This is a genomic window from Nocardioides sp. NPDC092400, assembly GCF_040684155.1.
Taxonomy (GTDB): Bacteria; Actinomycetota; Actinomycetes; order Propionibacteriales; family Nocardioidaceae; genus Nocardioides.
In genome coordinates this window covers 361,710-377,615 of the sequence record NZ_JBFBFJ010000002.1, presented here as the reverse complement: position 1 = coordinate 377,615, position 15,906 = coordinate 361,710, and the positions used below count along the sequence as shown (strand labels likewise).

Here is a 15,906-nt window from a genome sequence, read left to right as displayed (position 1 = left end):
GAGGGAAACATGCATTCCTTGAAGCGCGCCCTGGGCGCCGTCGCCACCACGTCCCTGATCAGCACCGGCCTGGTCGCGGGAGCAGCACTCACGCCCGCCGAGGCGGCACCGGCCCAGCCGGCCCGCCCGGCGGCGGCCGAGGTCCCGGGCCTGCCGGGGCTGCCCGGACTGCCGGGCCTGCCGGGCCTGCCGCTGCCCGGGCTGCCCCTGCCGGGCCTCGAGGGCCTGCCGCTGCCGAGCACGCCGCCGTCGCTGTCGCTCGACACCATCCCGGGCGTGGGCCAGGTGCTCACGCTCACCAAGCCGCTGTTCGAGGCCCTGCCGCTCGACCTGCAGAAGCTGCTGTCCTTCGACGTCTCCTGGCTCTGCGACGGCTCCCTGATCGAGCTGCCCGCGCAGGCCGACCCCTGGCAGTTCGTCCCGACCGAGGCCCAGGCCGGCTGCCAGGTCGCGGCCAAGGTGACCACCACGCTCCTCGGCTTCCTGCCGCTGGACACCATCACCTCCGCGCTCCAGCTCCCGGGCGCCAGCGCCACGGCCCCGAAGGCGACCACGCCGGTCTCCATCCGGTCGAGCGCCGCGCAGGTCGGGTCCACGCTCGAGGCGGTCGCACCCGCCTGGGACGTCGCCGACGCCACCACGACGTACCAGTGGCTGCGCAGCGGCGTCGCCATCCCGGGCGCCACCAAGCAGACCTACACCGTCGCCCCGGAGGACGCCCTCAAGGCGCTCACGGTCCGCGCCACGGGCACCAAGGGCGACCAGTCCGGCACCTCCACCAGCGCCGCGGTCACCCCCGCGCTCGGGGCTGCCCCGACCGCGGTCAGCGCCCCGGCCGTCACGGGCCAGCCGAAGGTCGGTGGCCGGCTCTCGATCAACCCGGGCACGTGGAGCGGCACCGGCACCACGCAGTTCGCCTACCAGTGGATGCGGGGGAACCAGCCGATCGCCGGCCAGACCGGCTCGACGTACGTCGCCGGCGCCGCCGACGCCGGCAAGCAGGTCTGGGCCGTCGTGGCCGCCAGCCGGACCGGCTACCAGCCCGGCCGCGCCAGCACCGACCCCGTCACGGTCGCCAAGGCCGCCAGCACGGTGAAGCTCGGCCTGGCGAAGAAGAAGGTCGCGAAGGGCACCAAGAGCGTCCTGCGGATCACCCTGAGGGCCGCCGGCGCCTCGCCCGCAGGCACCGTCACGGTGCTCGACGGCCGCACGAAGGTGAAGAAGTACGTCGTGCGCGCCGCGGACAACGGCAGCAAGCTGGTCAAGCTGCCCAAGCTCGCCCCCGGCAAGCACAAGCTGCGCGCCGTGTACGCCGGCAACGGCTCGACCAAGGGCGCCACGTCCAAGGTGGTCACGCTGACCGTGCTGAAGTAGCAGCCCGCTCCACGTGCAGAGCCCCCCGGCGCCTCGGCGCCGGGGGGCTCTCGTGCTGCTGGTGCCGTTCCGGGACTACGGCGTCGGCGACTGGTAGGGCTGCGTCGGCGCCGGGTCGACCACGGGCTCACCGGGAGGTCGGCCGACGGGGTGGCCCGGGGCGGTGACCGGGTGACCGGTGGCCGGGTCGACCGCTCCGGCCGGGGGCAGCGGCGGGGGCGCCGGCGGGGTGGGGTTGCCGTCGTCGTCGCCGATGACCACCGACCGGCGCTTGGAGATGACCACCGCGACCAGGATGCCGGCGGCGGCGACCAGCGCGATCACCACCGACAGCGGCCGGTTGGCGTCCTCGCCCATGGTCAGCGAGACGACCGCGCCCACGATGAGCAGCGAGACCAGGTTCATCACCTTGATGAGCGGGTTGATAGCCGGACCGGCGGTGTCCTTGAACGGGTCGCCGACCGTGTCGCCGATGATCGTCGCCTCGTGGGCCGGCGACCCCTTGCCACCGTGGTGCCCGTCCTCGACGAGCTTCTTGGCGTTGTCCCAGGCGCCACCGGCGTTCGCGAGGAACACCGCCATCAGGGTGCCGGCACCGATCGCGCCGGCGAGGAAGCCCGCCAGCGGCCCGACGCCGAGGCCGAAGCCGACCGCGATCGGCGCGAGGATCGCCAGGATGCCGGGGGTCGCGAGCTCCCGCAGCGAGTCGCGGGTGACGATGTCGACGACCTTGCCGTACTCCGGCCGGCCGGTGCCCTCCATGATCCCGGGGATCTCCCGGAACTGGCGGCGCACCTCGTAGACCACCGCACCGGCCGCACGGCCGACCGCGTTGATCGCCAGGCCGGAGAAGAGGAAGACCACCGCCACACCGATGAGCAGCCCGACCAGGACGTCGGGGCTGAAGACGAAGAAGCCGAGGATCAGGTCCGCGGTCCCCTCCTGGTCGAGGTCCGCGTCGCGGGCGGAGTCGATCGCCGAGCCGATGTAGGAGCCGAACAGCGCGCTCGCGGCGAGGACGGCGGTCGCGATCGCGATGCCCTTGGTGATGGCCTTGGTCGTGTTGCCGACCGCGTCGAGCTCGGTGAGGATCTGCGCGCCGGCCGGGCTGACGTCGCCCGACATCTCCGCGATGCCCTGGGCGTTGTCCGAGACCGGTCCGAAGGTGTCCATCGCGACGATGACGCCCACGGTCGTGAGCAGGCCGCAGCCGGCCAGCGCGACCGCGAACAGCGCGATGGACAGCGAGCCGCCGCCGAGCAGGAACGCCCCGAAGACGGCGGCCCCGATGACCAGCGTCGTGTAGACCGCCGACTCGAACCCGACCGACAGGCCGGACAGGATGACCGTCGCGGGACCGGTGAGCGAGGTGCGGCCGACGTCCTTGACCGGCTTGAAGTCGGTGCCGGTGAAGTAGCCGGTCAGCGCCAGGATCACCGCGGCCAGCACGATGCCGATCGTCACGGCGACCGCACCGATCAGCGCGGGGTTGCCGTCCGCGGCGTTGCCCAGCAGGAGGTCCAGCGAGCTGTCGCCGGCGTTCTCGAGGTCCGCGAAGTCGGTGGGCAGGTAGAGGAAGGACAGCGCGATGCAGGCCAGGGCGGCGATGCCGGCGGAGAGGTAGAACGCTCGGTTGATGGTGGTCAGGCCGTTCTCGCCCACCCGCGGCTTGCACAGGTAGACACCGGCCACCGCCGTCAGCGCGCCGATGGCGGGGATGAGCAGCGGGTAGACCAGGCCCTTGTCGCCGAACGCCTGGGAGCCGAGGATCAGCGCGGCCACGAGCGTGACCGCGTAGGACTCGAACAGGTCGGCGGCCATGCCCGCGCAGTCGCCGACGTTGTCACCGACGTTGTCGGCGATGGTGGCGGCGTTGCGCGGGTCGTCCTCGGGGATGTTGTTCTCGACCTTGCCGACGAGGTCCGCGCCGACGTCCGCGGCCTTGGTGAAGATGCCGCCGCCGACCCGCATGAACATCGCCAGCAGGGCCGCGCCGAACCCGAAGCCCTCGAGCACGTCGGGCGCGTCGTCCTGGAAGATCATCACCACCAGGCTCGCGCCGAGCAGCCCGAGCCCGACCGTGGCCATGCCGACCACGGCGCCGGTGCGGAAGCCGATGTTCATCGCCGGCTCGCGCCCGGTGGTCTCCGCCGCGGCCGCCACCCGGAGGTTGGCCCGCACCGCGAGCGACATGCCCAGGTAGCCGATCGCCGCGGAGAAGCCCGCGCCGAGCAGGAAGAAGACCGACCGGAAGACCCGCACGACCGTGTCGTCGGCGGGGAGCACGAGCAGCAGGAAGAAGGCCACGACCGCGAAGACGGCCAGCGTGCGGAACTGCCGCTGGAGGTAGGCGTTGGCCCCCTCCTGGACCGCGGTGGCGATCTCCTTCATCTTCGGCGAGCCCTCGGGGGCGGCGAGGACCTCCTGACGGAACATCACGGCCATCGCGATGGCGCCGAGCGCGATCAGCGCCACGACGATGACGAGGACGAGGTTCCCTCCTTCCACGGCGACGGCGGGATGGATCCCGGTCATGCGCTACCTCCTGAGCTGAGGGGTGCGATCGCGCCGGCAGCGACGTCGACGTGATCCAGGTCACGATCGAGCCGGAGTCTACGCACGGCGTGCTGCCGGCATGCAGCACAACGTGACCTGGGTCACAGGCGCGTCGTCACGACCTCGGGTCCGGACGTACGACGACCGTGCCCCGAGCGGGACACGGTCGTGAGGGCCAGCGGTGCGCGGCGTGGAACGCCGCGGCCGGCGGGATCAGCTGCCGGCGAGGGCGGCGTCCGCGGAGTCGTGGATGACGAAGACCTTCGCCAGGCCGGTGATCCGGAAGATCTTGAGCAGGCGGTCCTGGGTGCACACCAGCTGCAGCGAGCCCTCGTGGGCGCGGACCTTCTTCAGACCGCCGACCAGCACGCCGAGACCGGTGGAGTCGAGGAACTCGACGGCCTCCATGTCGATGACCAGGTCGTACACGCCGGCCGCGACCAGCTCGGTGATCTTGTCGCGCAGCTTGGGTGCCGTGTACACGTCGATCTCGCCACCGACGGCAACGATGGTCGTCCCATCGACGTCGCGCGTCGCAAGAGTCAGGTCCACGTGTTCTCCCTGGAGGCACTGTCCGGTCGGTGCCGAGAGTACGGGGTGGGCATGCGGTCCCGACACTCGGCCTGCACTATGAAACCACGCCGACCCGCACGGTGCACAAAGACAGTAAAGAAGGCTGTGGGGTGCCGCCCGGGGTGCTGCCTCGTCGGCACTGTCCCCGGTCCCTGGGACACTGGACCAGTGACGTCGACCGCCCAGCAGCACCGGCCCGCCGTGGCCGACCTGGTCGCGCGACTCTCCTCCGTGCCCGGCCGCGAGGGCCGGCTGACCCACCTCGAGACCCTCCCGTCGCGACCGGCCGTGACCGCCGAGTGGCCGGAGTGGGCCGAGCCGGCCGTCGTCGACGCCTTCCGCGCCCGCGGCGTCGACCTGCCCTGGCAGCACCAGGCCGTCGCGGCGGACGCCGCACACGCCGGGCAGCACGTCGTGCTGGCCACCAGCACCGCCTCCGGCAAGTCGCTGGCCTACCAGCTGCCGGCGCTCTCCGCGGTGCTGTCCGGCCGGGGTCGCCGCGGCCAGCGGGGGGCGACGGTGCTCTACCTCGCCCCGACCAAGGCCCTCGCCCAGGACCAGCTCGCCGGGATCTCGGGGCTCGGGCTCGACGTCCGGGTGACCACCCACGACGGCGACAGCGGCCGCGACCAGCGCGACTGGGCGCGCGACCACGCCGAGTACGTCCTGACCAACCCCGACATGCTGCACCGCTCGCTGCTGCCCGGGCACCAGCGGTGGGCGCAGTTCCTCGGCTCCCTGCAGTACGTCGTTGTCGACGAGTGCCACCACTACCGCGGGGTCTTCGGGGCACACGTCTCCCACGTGCTGCGCCGGCTGCGGCGGATCTGCGCGTCGTACGGCGCGACGCCGACGTTCGTGCTGGCCTCGGCCACCGTCGCCGACCCGGAGGTCGCCGCCGGCCGGCTCACCGGCCTCGACGTGCTGGCCGTGACCGGCGACGCCTCGCCACGGGGCCGGCTGTCCCTGGCGCTGTGGGAGCCGCCCTTCACCTCCTACACCGGGGAGAACGGCGCCCCGGTCCGCCGCGCGGCCTCCTCGGAGACCGCGGACCTGCTCGCCGACCTGGTCGTCGAGGACGTCCGGACCCTGGCCTTCGTCCGGTCCCGGCGGGGGGCCGAGCAGGTGGCGATGACCGCGGCCGACCTCCTGGCCGACGTGGACCCCTCGCTGCCGGGCCGCGTCGCGTCGTACCGCGGCGGCTACCTGCCCGAGGAGCGCCGCGCCCTCGAGGAGTCGCTGCGGCGCGGCGACATCACCGGGATGGCGGCCACCAACGCCCTCGAGCTCGGCATCGACGTGAGCGGTCTGGACGCGGTCCTCATGGCCGGCTTCCCCGGGACGCGGGCGGCGCTGTGGCAGCAGGTCGGCCGGGCCGGCCGCGGGGCGCAGGACGCGCTCGGCGTGCTCGTCGCCCGTGACGACCCGCTGGACACCTACCTCGTCCACCACCCCGAGGCGCTGCTCGGTCGGCCGGTGGAGGCCACCGTGTTCGACCCGGGCAACCCCTACGTGCTCGGCCCCCACCTGTGCGCCGCCGCGCAGGAGATCCCGCTGACGGCCGAGGAGCTGGAGCTCTTCGGCCCGACCGCACCGGCCGTGGTCGACCAGCTCACCACCGCGGGGCTGCTGCGCAGGCGCCCGCGCGGATGGTTCTGGACCGACCGGCGGCGCGCGGCCGACCTCGCCGACATCCGCTCCGCCGGCGGTCGGCCGGTGCAGCTGGTGGAGGGCGGCACCGGCCGCGTGGTCGGCACGGTCGACGCCTCGAGCGCCCACGGCACGGCCCACGCGGGCGCCGTCTACGTCCACCGCGGCGAGACCTACCTCGTCGCCGACCTAGACCTCGAGGAGCACGTGGCCGTCGTCGACCGGACGGAGGTGCCGTACTCCACCACCGCCCGGGAGGTCACCGAGATCACCGTCGTCGGGGAGCGCGAGTCCCGCACCTGGGGCGACTGCCGGCTCTCGTTCGGCGAGGTCGACGTCTCCCACCAGGTCGTGTCGTTCCTCAAGCGGCGCCAGCCGAGCGGGGAGGTCATGAGCGAGGAGCCGCTCGACCTGCCGGTCCGCTCCCTGCGCACGGCCGCCGTCTGGTGGACCGTCCCGGACCACGCCCTCGAGGAGGCCGGCCTCACCCGGCAGGACCTGCCCGGGGCCGCCCACGCGGCCGAGCACTGCTCGATCGGCCTGCTGCCGCTGTTCGCGACCTGCGACCGCTGGGACATCGGCGGCGTCTCGACCGCGCTGCACGCCGACACCGGCATGCTCACCGTGTTCGTGTACGACGGGCACCCCGGCGGCGCGGGGTTCGCCGAGCGCGGCTTCGGTGCAGCCCGGGAGTGGCTGACCGCCACCCGCGACGCCATCCGCTCCTGCGCCTGCGACGTGGGCTGCCCCTCCTGCATCCAGTCGCCGAAGTGCGGCAACCAGAACAACCCCCTCGACAAGCTCGGCGCCGCGGCGCTCCTCGACGTGCTCCTCGGCGGGCACTGACCCGCGGACCGCGCGATCAGCCGGGGCCGGCGCGGGCCTCCGCGCTGAGGTCGGCCACCTGTCCCAGCCAGCGCGGCCCGGGAGCCTCGGAGACCACGCGGACCTCCCGGCCCCGGACCGCGCAGTCCAGGACCCTCGCCCCGTTGCGCTCCGCGATCCCCGCGGCCGCCGCGCACGGGTCGCCGTCCCCGACGGTGGTCGCGCCGGCCAGGGCGGCGAGGTCGGCCGCGGCCTGGGCCGTCCGGTGGGCGCGGACCATCGCGGCGACGACGCCGAGGGCCGAGCCGAGGAGGAGCAGCAGCGCGAGGCAGCCCACGGCGAAGAGCGTGGCCGAGCCGCGCTCCCCCGGTCGCCGCGTCACGGGCCGGCCGCCTCGTCGAGGGCGTGGGCCGTCGCGCTGACCCGGACGGCGGGCAGGAAGTCGAAGAGCCCGCCCGGGCCCCGGACGCGGCCGGACGCCTCAGCCACGACCTCGCCCCCGGACCGGCCGAGGGTGACGCTGCTGCCGGGCGGCGCGACCCGCTGCCCGCGGGCGACCGCGCTCGCGTCGTCGTCACCGCGCGCGGCGGCGCGGGCCGTCTCACGGGCCGCGTCGACGACGCGGACCTGGGCCGCACCGACCGCGAGCAGCCAGACCAGGCCGGCGGTCACCGCGACGAGGAGCGGCAGCACCATCGCGAGCTCGGCGGTGGCCATGCCGCGCTCGCCCCGTCGCCCGCGTCCCCTACGTCCCTCGCGTCCCTCGCGGTCGGTGCGGCGCATCAGCCGATGCCGAGCAGGCCGAGCACGTGGTCGAACAGGGTGGTCAGCAGCTGGTTGCCGAAGCCACCGCTGAGCATCTTGTAGAGCAGGCCCGCCAGGCCGGCGCCGGCCGCGGTGCCGACGGCGTACTCGGCGGTCGTGATGCCGTCCTCCCGCCGCCGCCGGGACCGGGCGGGACGGGTGCGGGGCGTGGCGGGCGTGGTGGTCGTGCGGGTCCTGCGGGTCGTGGTCGTGCGGGTCACGGGTTGCTCCTCGGGAACGGGCCACGGTCGTGGCCGGGTGCGGACGAGCCTGGTCGTCGGGACGGTCGGTGCGCGGCCCGCCGGGCGGCGGGTGTGGAGCGGCCGGCCGGGGCCGCCGCTGTGGAGAGCAACCGGCTGCTCACCGGGTGAGCTCGGTGAGCAGGCCGGCGACGAGCGGGACGATCCCGACGAGCAGGAACGCCGGGAGCAGGCAGATGCCGAGCGGCACGGCCGCCCGCACCCCCACCGTGCGTGCCCGGTCCTCGACCTCCGCCCGGGCGCGGGCCGCCAGCTCGTCGGCGAGCCGCTCGACGGTCGCCACGACCGGGGCGCCCGTGGTGTGGGCGCGGGCCAGCGCCCGTCCGAGGGGCGCCAGCTCGGGGTCGCCGCCGAGCCCGGCCCAGACCGTGCCGGGGTCGACGCCGAGCGCGAGCCGGCTGACCGCCGGGGCGAGCCGGTCGGCGGCGGGTCCGGGCAGGGCTCGGCACACGAGCTCGACCGCCTCGGCCGGCGCCGCCCCGGCCCGCACCGCTGCCCCGAGGAGCGTCACCACGTGGGGCAGGTCCCTGCGGACGGCGGCCCGGCGGCGGCGAACCTCCGGCGGCTCGGACCGGCCGAGCACCCCCCACGCCACGACCGCGACCACCAGGCCGGCCAGGGGCCCGGCCGGCCCGCCGAGGAGGAGGTGGGCGCCCACGCCGGCGAGCACCGCGAGGGGCAGCCGCCGGCGCCGCATCCAGCCGACGTCGGCGACCGGCGCGGAGGGGACCTCGGCAGCGGCGGGGAGCCGTTCGCGTCCGGGCAGCAGCACCGCCGCGGCGAGGGCGGCGGCCAGCACGGCGAGCGCGACCGTGGGCGTCATGTCGAGGCATCCACGTCACGCGCGATGGCCTCGATCCAGGCCAGGCCCGCCCAGCCCAGCGCGAGCCCGGCGGCGAGGCAGGCCAGGCCGACGGGGTGCCCGAGGAGGAAGCCCCACGGGTCTCCCCCGGCGCCCGAGCCCATCAGCAGCGCGAGCACCGGCAGGCAGCCGACGAGCCGCGCGGTGGCCCGGGCCGAGGCCAGCTCGCCGCGGACGATCCGCCGGGTGGACTGCGCGGCCCGCAGGTCGGCGGCGACCCGGTCGACCGCGTCGGCGAGCCCCTGCCCGGTCCGCGAGGCCACCTGCCAGGCGGCGGCGACGAGCCGGAGGTCGGCCGCGCCCGGCCGGTCCCCGGCGGCCCGCAGCGCCGACGGCACGTCGGCGCCCATCCGGAACGCCGAGGCGACCGGGCCCAGCGGGGGCCAGGTGACCGCCGCCCGGTCGAGGGCCGCGCCCGGGGGCTGCCCGGACGCCAGCTCCGAGGCCAGCTGCTCGCAGGTCTCCAGCACGTGCTCGCCCGTCGCGAGCACCTCCCGCCGCCGGCGTCGCGTGGTCAGCAGCGAGCGCCCGGCCAGGACGGCGAGGACGGCGACCACGGCCAGCGCGGTGGTCGCCGGCCCGGCGCCCAGGAGCAGCAGCCCCGCCGCGAGCGGCGCGGTCAGGCCGAGCGGCAGGGCCCGGTGGGCCGCGGTGCCGGCACCGGTGGCGGCACTGGTGGCGGCGGGGTCGAGCCGGGGCACGGGCGGCACGAGGAGGAGGACCGCCGACCCGGCGGCGAGAGCCGCGACCGCGGCGACCACCGCGCCGTCGAGCCCGACGGCGGCACCGGTCACGACCCGCTCCGGCGGTCGAGCAGGTCCTCGAGCCGGTCGGCGCCGGGACCCGCCCGCACCGCTCCCTCGGAGGTGACCTCGACCGCCGGCACCAGGTCGACCGTGCCGTCGGCCAGCCGCCGCGTGACCGCGACCTGGGCCAGCCGGCGCCGGCCGTCCCTCGGCCGGACCAGGTGCAGCACCACGTCGAGGGCGGAGGCCAGCTGGCTGTGCGCGGCGGCCCGGTCGAGCCCGCCGGCGAGCGCGAGCGCCTCGACCCGCGCGGCGACGTCGACGGCGGAGTTGGCGTGCAGCGTGCCGCAGCCGCCGTCGTGACCGGTGTTCATCGCCGCCAGGAGCTCGACGACCTCGCCCCCGCGCACCTCGCCGACCACGATCCGGTCCGGGCGCATCCGCAGCGCCTGACGCACCAGGGTGCGGAGGGCGACCTCACCGGCCCCCTCGAGGTTGGCCGGCCGTGCCTCGAGCCCGACGACGTGGGGGTGGTCGGGTCGCAGCTCGGAGGAGTCCTCGACGACCACCAGGCGCTCGGTGGGGTCGACCAGGGCGAGGAGCGCCGCGAGCAGGGTGGTCTTGCCGGTCCCGGTGCCGCCGGTGACCAGGAAGGCGAGCCGGGCGTCGACGACGGCCCGCACCAGCCGGGCCGACTCGCTGGTGAGCGTCCCGGCAGCGACGAGCTCGTCGAGGGTGAAGGTGCGCGCGTGCGGCACACGCAGCGAGACGGTGGTGCCCGGCCGGGCCACCGGGGCCAGCACGGCGTGCAGGCGCGTGCCGTCGCCCAGCCGCAGGTCGACGTGGGGCACGGCGTCGTCCAGGCGCCGTCCGCCGAGGCCGGCCAGGCGCTGCGCCAGCCGCCGCACCGCCGCATCGTCGGGGAAGCGCACGTCGGTCCGCTCCAGGCCGTCGCCGCGGTCGACGTACACCGCGTCGGGGCCGTTGACGAGGACGTCGGTCACGCCGGGCAGGCGCAGCAGCGTCTCGAGCGGTCCGGCGCCCAGGACGTCGCGGCGCAGCGCGTCGTGGACCGCCAGCACCGTCGCGTCGCCGACGGGCCGGCCGGCGGCCCGGAGGGCCTCGGCCACCCGGTGCGGCGTGAGGTCGCCGGGCGTCCGGGCGAGCCGCTCGCGCACCGCGTCGACGACGTCCGCTCCCACCCCCTCCGCCGCGGGACGGACGGCGTCCCCGGGCAGGACCGCCCGGCTCACGCCGCCACCCCGAGGACGGCCAGCCGGGCGAGGACCGCCTCGGCGGCGCGGCCGAGGTGGCAGCGCGGTGAGCGCACCGGTCCCAGGCCGAGGTCGATCGACTCCGCGAGGCCGCGCTGGTCGGCCATCGCGGCCACGACGGGGGCTCCGCAGACGCGCGCGACCTCGCCCGGCTCGAGGCCCCGGCCGCGGACGACCAGCCGCACCCGGTCCCGGTCGGGCAGCCGGGCGCACAGCCGCGCCGCCGAGGACACCCCGGCCACGGTGGGGCGGACCACGAGGAGCACCTGGTCGCAGCGCGCGAGCACCTCGTCACCGGCCGACCCCGTCATGGCGTCGACCGAGCGCGGCAGGTCGACGACGACGGTGTCGTGGCCCCGCCGGGCCGCGGAGAGGACCTCGCGGAGGGCGCCGGGCTGCAGCGGGTCGGTCGAGCCGGCGTACCAGCCGAGCGCCCCCAGCCCGCCCCGCCGGGGCAGCGCCTCGCGCAGCGCACGCCCGCCGAGCCGGCCGCTCGTGCGGCACAGGGCGTCCCAGCGGAAGCCCTCGCACCCCTCCAGCCCGAGCACCCGGTCGACCCCGGGCCCCAGCGGGTCGGCGTCGACGACCACGGCCCGGCCCGTCCTCGCCGCGACCTGCCCGAGGGCGCAGGCGAACGTCGTGGCTCCGGCGCCCCCGGACCCGCCGACCGTCCCGAGCACGACACCCGGCGCGGGCCCGCCCTCTCCGAGGTCGGTCAGCGCCTCGGTGAGCCGGGCCTCCGCCCCGGGCAGGCCGAGCACCGACTCGACGCCCAGCGCGACCGCGTCGCGGTAGACGTCCTCGCCCGGCGGGCCCCAGGTGACCAGGTGGACGCCGGGGCGGCGCGCCGGTCCGAGGTGGGCGAGGTCGCCGGCGACGTCGGCGCCGACCAGCACCAGCGGTGGGGCGGTCCAGCGGCGCAGCGCGGCGACCGCGTCGGGCGCGACCTCGGCCTCGATGCCGGCCGCGGCGGCGAGGCGACGCAGGTCGTCGAGCAGGGCGGGGTCGCTGGTGACCAGCAGCGGGGCGGGGGTCTGGGGTGCAGGCATGTCCGGAACCGTTCCCGGGGGCGCCGTCGCCCCCGGCTCGGCCGGCGAGGCGTTGTGGACAACCCCACTCCGCGGGTTGCTGTGGACGCCTGCCGGGCTGCACCCCGCGCCCTACGATGGCGGCATGTCCCGCCCGACCGCGGCCTTCTTCGACCTCGACAAGACCATCATCGCCAAGTCGAGCACGCTGGCCTTCAGCAAGCCCTTCCAGGCGGGCGGCCTGATCTCCCGGCGGGCGGTCCTGCGCTCGGCGTACGCGCAGTTCGTCTACCTCGTCGGCGGCGCCGACCACGACCAGATGGAGAAGCTGCGGCTGTTCCTCTCCCAGCTCGTCGGCGGCTGGGACGTCGCGACGGTCCGCGAGATCGTCGGCGACACCCTGCACCACGTGGTCGACCCGCTGGTCTACGACGAGGCCGTCTCGCTCATCGAGGAGCACCGTCTCGCCGGGCGCGACGTCGTCATCGTGTCGACCTCCGGCAGCGAGGTCGTCGAGCCGATCGGCGAGATGCTCGGCGCGGACCACGTCGTCGCCACGCGCCTGGAGATCGTCGAGGGCCGCTACACCGGCGAGATCGAGTACTACGCCTACGCCGAGGAGAAGGCGAACGCGGTCCGCCAGCTCGCCGAGGAGCGCGGCTACGACCTCGACGAGTGCTACGCCTACAGCGACTCGATCACCGACGTCCCGATGCTCGAGGCGGTCGGGCACCCCTACGCCGTCAATCCCGACCGTGACCTGCGCAAGGTGGCGACGACGAACGGCTGGCCGGTGCTGGTCTTCGTCAAGCCGGTCGCGCTGCGCAGCCGGGTGCCGCTGCCCCCGGCCGGCCCCACCATCGCCGCGCTCGCCGTCGGTGGGATCGCCGCCGTCGGCGGCGTCCTGTGGGCCAGCGCCCGCCGACGACGCGAAGGCGCCTGAGCGGCCTGCTCACCCACTCCGCGCCCCGGAAGTCAAGGGTTGATCGTCCTCGCGGACCGGCGTACAACGGAGGGCAGAACTCCACAGACGTACACGGGGACCGAGGTACCCACGCGGCGATCCACCCTTTTTCAGGGCGCTGGCACTCGGAAGACTTCCGCGGCAGCAGTAGAGATGCACGCCTGGTAGCCATGGTCAACGTGTCAGCGGTGGCACTCGAGTCGAAGTCAGGGCCCGGGTGCCACCTGCATGTCCGGGGTCCTCAGCCGGACGTGCCGTCGCGCAGGGGGCTGGCGTCGGCGCCCGCGGCGTACGCCTCCGGCGCGTAGAGCAGCCAGGAGTGCACGCCGTTGCGGGTGCCGCCGGCGTACCCGCGCAGGTTCGACTCGTACGCCGCGCGGTTGGCGAGGTGCCCGGCCTCCGGGACGACGAGCGACTTCTCGTCGACCCCGCGGGCGACCAGCACGAGGCGCTCGACGGCCCGGGCCACGATGCCGTTGTGCGAGGGGAACGGCGAGGTGGAGACCAGGTCGGCGTGCACGACCGCGGCGACCAGGAGGGCCGGGGCCGAGGTGGTGCTGGTCAGCAGCGAGGCGATGTCGCGCAGGCGCGCGGCCGACTCGGCGTCGCGCGGGCGGCCGAGCTCGTCGTCGGCGAGCGTGCCGCGGGCGGCCAGCGCGTGCAGGCGGGCGAAGGCCTGCAGCGGGGCGCGGGAGAGCAGCGGGGTGAGGCCGAGGAGCTCGGTGGAGATGCGCACCGCGTCCTGCGCGATCGGGTCGGCGTCGCCCGCGCGGACCTCCTCGATGGTCGAGGCCGACCCCTCGAGGACGGCGCTCGCGTGCGCTCCGCGCAGGAGCGACTCGGCGGTCGTCTCCGGCGAGGTCTTGCGCAGCCCGCGGTCGCGGAGCATGACGTCGATGCCGTCGCGGACGGCGGCGTACGCGGAGGGCACGCCCTCGAGGGACACCAGCCAGGCGAGGGGATCGGCGGTCACGGCGAGAAGGGTACGCAGCCGGTAGCCTCGGCCCGATGGCAGACCAGTCCCCCGCGAACGGTCCCGGGCGCTCCTTCGGCGGCGTCGCGGACGCCTACGACCGCGGCCGGCCGTCGTACCCGCGCGAGGCCGCCGCGTGGCTTGCCGGCACCGACGGGTGCACCGTGCTGGAGGTCGGCGCCGGCACCGGCAAGCTGACCAAGGTCCTGGCCGACCTCGGCCACGACGTGCACGCCACCGAGCCCGACCCGGCCCTGCTCGAGCTGCTCAAGCGCGACCTGCCCGACGTGCCGGTCACCGGTGCGCCCGCCGAGGACCTGCCGCTGCCGGACGCCTCGATCGACGTGGTCGTCTGCGCCCAGGCGTTCCACTGGTTCGACCACGAGCGGGCGCTGCCGGAGATCGCGCGCGTGCTGCGCCCCGGCGGCCGGCTCGCGCTGGTGTGGAACGTCCCCGACACGCGGATCCCCTGGGTGCGGCGGCTCGGGGAGCTGCTCGGCACCCAGGAGCAGCAGGAGGACCCGGCCGGCGCCGTGGTGACCTCGCCGCTCTTCGGGTTCGTCGACGAGGCGACGTTCAAGCACTGGCAGGTCGTCGACCGGCACTCGATCCGCGACCTCGCGCTGTCCCGGTCGGGCGTCGCGACCCTCCCGGAGGCCGAGCGCGAGGCCAGGCTCGCCGAGGTGGTGGCGTTCTACGACGACTTCGGGCGCGGCATGGACGGCATGCAGCTGCCGTACCTGGCCCGCTGCTTCCGCGCGACCGTCGTCCGCGAGGAGACCGCCGGTGCCGCGGAGGAGGAGCCGGAGGGCGAGCGCGACCCGATGACCGACACCATCTCGGACGGCACCGACACCGACATGCTGCTCATCGACTTCCGCTGAGCGGGGCGACACCGTGGTCCGTGCCTGGCGCCGCACCCACCTCGGCAGCGAGACCGACCGGGCGACGTTCCGCGCCCTGCACTCGGCCTCGCTGGCCAGCCCGGCGCTGCGCGAGGGCCTGACCGCGGACTCGGCCGAGCGGAGCATCCGGCACCTGCGCGCCCTGCTGGGCACCCCCGCGCTGGCGATCACCGACACCGCCGGCCTGCTCGCCTGGGACGGCACCGGCCAGCACCACGGCCCGCAGGTGCCCGCGCTGGTCGCCGCCACGCTCGAGCGCGGCGGCACCCGCGGCTTCGACCGCACCGACCTCGCCTGCCGGGAGCAGGGCTGCCCGGTGCGGACGGCGGTGGTCTCCACGCTGGTGGTCGAGGAGCGCGTCGTCGGCACGCTGCAGGCGTTCGCGCCGTACCCCACCGCCGGCCTGGCCCGCGCCACCGACGAGGTCGCGCAGTGGGTCTCCGGCCAGCTCGAGCTCGCCGAGCTCGACGCTTCGCGGACCCGGCTGGTCGAGGCGGAGGTGCGGGCGCTGCGCGCCCAGATCAGCCCGCACTTCATCTACAACTCCCTCGGGGCCATCGCGAGCTTCGTGCGCACCGACCCCGACCGGGCGCGCGAGCTGCTGCTGGAGTTCGCCGACTTCACCCGCTACTCCTTCCGCCGGCACGGGGAGTTCACGACCCTGGCCGAGGAGCTGCGGTCGGTCGAGCGGTACCTCCTGCTCGAGCAGGCCCGGTTCGGCGACCGGCTCCAGGTGACCCTCGGGATCGCCCCCGAGGTGCTGCCGGTCGCCGTACCCTTCCTCTGCGTCCAGCCGCTCGTCGAGAACGCCGTGCGGCACGGCCTGGAGTCGGCCGAGGGCGTCGGGCACATCCGGATCACCGCGCACGATCGTGGGCAGGCGTGCGTCATCGAGGTGGAGGACGACGGCGTGGGCGAGGACCCGGAGCGAGTACGGCGCGCGCTGGCCGGTGACGCGGCCCTGGACTCCGTCGGGCTGGGGAACGTCGACGCGCGGCTGCGCAACGCGTTCGGCGACGACTACGGGCTGGTCGTCGAGACCGCGCCCGGTGCCGGCACCCGCGTGGTCGTGCGGGTGCCGAAGTTCGCACCCGGGGTGCACCCGTGAGGGG

The 15,906-nt window shown here is 75.6% G+C and carries 15 protein-coding genes; 5 read left to right on the top strand and 10 right to left on the bottom strand.

Going from position 1 to position 15,906, the window contains the following annotated elements; all coding sequences use genetic code 11:
- Positions 1-9 precede the first annotated feature (9 nt).
- Positions 10-1,374 (top strand): Ig-like domain repeat protein, encoded by a 1,365-nt coding sequence (locus tag AB0N29_RS09330; RefSeq protein ID WP_364866046.1) that lies wholly within the window; start codon positions 10-12, stop codon positions 1,372-1,374.
- A 75-nt stretch (positions 1,375-1,449) separates the two neighbouring features.
- Here the strand turns inward: AB0N29_RS09330 and AB0N29_RS09325 are convergent, their stop codons facing one another.
- Both AB0N29_RS09325 and AB0N29_RS09320 read right to left on the bottom strand, forming a co-directional pair.
- Positions 1,450-3,909, bottom strand: a complete 2,460-nt coding sequence (locus tag AB0N29_RS09325; RefSeq protein ID WP_364866044.1) for a sodium-translocating pyrophosphatase — start codon at positions 3,907-3,909, stop codon at positions 1,450-1,452.
- Between the two features lie 234 nt (positions 3,910-4,143).
- On the bottom strand, positions 4,144-4,482 hold the full coding sequence (locus AB0N29_RS09320; protein ID WP_302269211.1) for an anti-sigma factor antagonist: 339 nt from the start codon (positions 4,480-4,482) through the stop codon (positions 4,144-4,146).
- A gap of 189 nt (positions 4,483-4,671) precedes the next feature.
- Between AB0N29_RS09320 and AB0N29_RS09315 the strand changes: the two genes are divergently transcribed.
- Entirely contained in the window at positions 4,672-6,999 is a 2,328-nt protein-coding gene (locus AB0N29_RS09315) for a DEAD/DEAH box helicase (RefSeq protein WP_364866041.1), read from the top strand.
- 16 nt (positions 7,000-7,015) lie between these two features.
- On the opposite strand, the gene AB0N29_RS09310 is transcribed toward AB0N29_RS09315, so the two are convergent.
- From AB0N29_RS09310 to ssd, 7 genes are all read right to left on the bottom strand, one after another.
- Positions 7,016-7,360, bottom strand: coding sequence for an Rv3654c family TadE-like protein (locus tag AB0N29_RS09310; RefSeq protein WP_364866039.1), 345 nt, complete (start codon positions 7,358-7,360; stop codon positions 7,016-7,018).
- Positions 7,357-7,761 (bottom strand): TadE family type IV pilus minor pilin, encoded by a 405-nt coding sequence (locus tag AB0N29_RS09305; protein WP_364866037.1) that lies wholly within the window; start codon positions 7,759-7,761, stop codon positions 7,357-7,359. Before AB0N29_RS09305 ends, AB0N29_RS09310 begins: the two co-directional genes overlap by 4 nt.
- Positions 7,761-8,003 (bottom strand): DUF4244 domain-containing protein, encoded by a 243-nt coding sequence (locus AB0N29_RS09300; protein WP_302269207.1) that lies wholly within the window; start codon positions 8,001-8,003, stop codon positions 7,761-7,763. The genes AB0N29_RS09305 and AB0N29_RS09300 overlap by 1 nt, the downstream gene beginning before the upstream one ends.
- A 139-nt stretch (positions 8,004-8,142) precedes the next feature.
- Complete coding sequence (locus tag AB0N29_RS09295; protein WP_364866034.1) at positions 8,143-8,865, bottom strand: type II secretion system F family protein; 723 nt, start codon at positions 8,863-8,865, stop codon at positions 8,143-8,145.
- Complete coding sequence (locus AB0N29_RS09290; RefSeq protein WP_364866032.1) at positions 8,862-9,698, bottom strand: type II secretion system F family protein; 837 nt, start codon at positions 9,696-9,698, stop codon at positions 8,862-8,864. The genes AB0N29_RS09295 and AB0N29_RS09290 overlap by 4 nt, the downstream gene beginning before the upstream one ends.
- The gene (locus AB0N29_RS09285; RefSeq protein WP_364866030.1) at positions 9,695-10,903 is read right to left on the bottom strand and encodes a TadA family conjugal transfer-associated ATPase; all 1,209 of its coding nucleotides are present in this window, start codon (positions 10,901-10,903) and stop codon (positions 9,695-9,697) included. Before AB0N29_RS09285 ends, AB0N29_RS09290 begins: the two co-directional genes overlap by 4 nt.
- On the bottom strand, positions 10,900-11,973 hold the full coding sequence (ssd, locus tag AB0N29_RS09280; RefSeq protein WP_364866028.1) for a septum site-determining protein Ssd: 1,074 nt from the start codon (positions 11,971-11,973) through the stop codon (positions 10,900-10,902). The genes AB0N29_RS09285 and ssd overlap by 4 nt, the downstream gene beginning before the upstream one ends.
- A 124-nt stretch (positions 11,974-12,097) precedes the next feature.
- On the opposite strand from ssd, the gene AB0N29_RS09275 reads away from it, so the two are divergent.
- Positions 12,098-12,895, top strand: a complete 798-nt coding sequence (locus AB0N29_RS09275; RefSeq protein WP_364866026.1) for an HAD-IB family hydrolase — start codon at positions 12,098-12,100, stop codon at positions 12,893-12,895.
- A gap of 262 nt (positions 12,896-13,157) precedes the next feature.
- On the opposite strand, the gene AB0N29_RS09270 is transcribed toward AB0N29_RS09275, so the two are convergent.
- Positions 13,158-13,889, bottom strand: a complete 732-nt coding sequence (locus AB0N29_RS09270; protein WP_364866024.1) for an oxidoreductase — start codon at positions 13,887-13,889, stop codon at positions 13,158-13,160.
- A 35-nt stretch (positions 13,890-13,924) separates the two neighbouring features.
- Here AB0N29_RS09270 and AB0N29_RS09265 point away from each other — a divergent pair, with 35 nt between their 5' ends.
- Positions 13,925-14,773, top strand: coding sequence for a class I SAM-dependent methyltransferase (locus AB0N29_RS09265; protein WP_364866022.1), 849 nt, complete (start codon positions 13,925-13,927; stop codon positions 14,771-14,773).
- A 13-nt stretch (positions 14,774-14,786) separates the two neighbouring features.
- Positions 14,787-15,902 carry a histidine kinase gene (locus tag AB0N29_RS09260; RefSeq protein WP_302269189.1) on the top strand — a complete coding sequence of 372 codons (1,116 nt, stop codon included), beginning with the start codon at positions 14,787-14,789 and terminating at the stop codon, positions 15,900-15,902.
- The last annotated feature ends 4 nt before the right edge of the window (positions 15,903-15,906 follow it).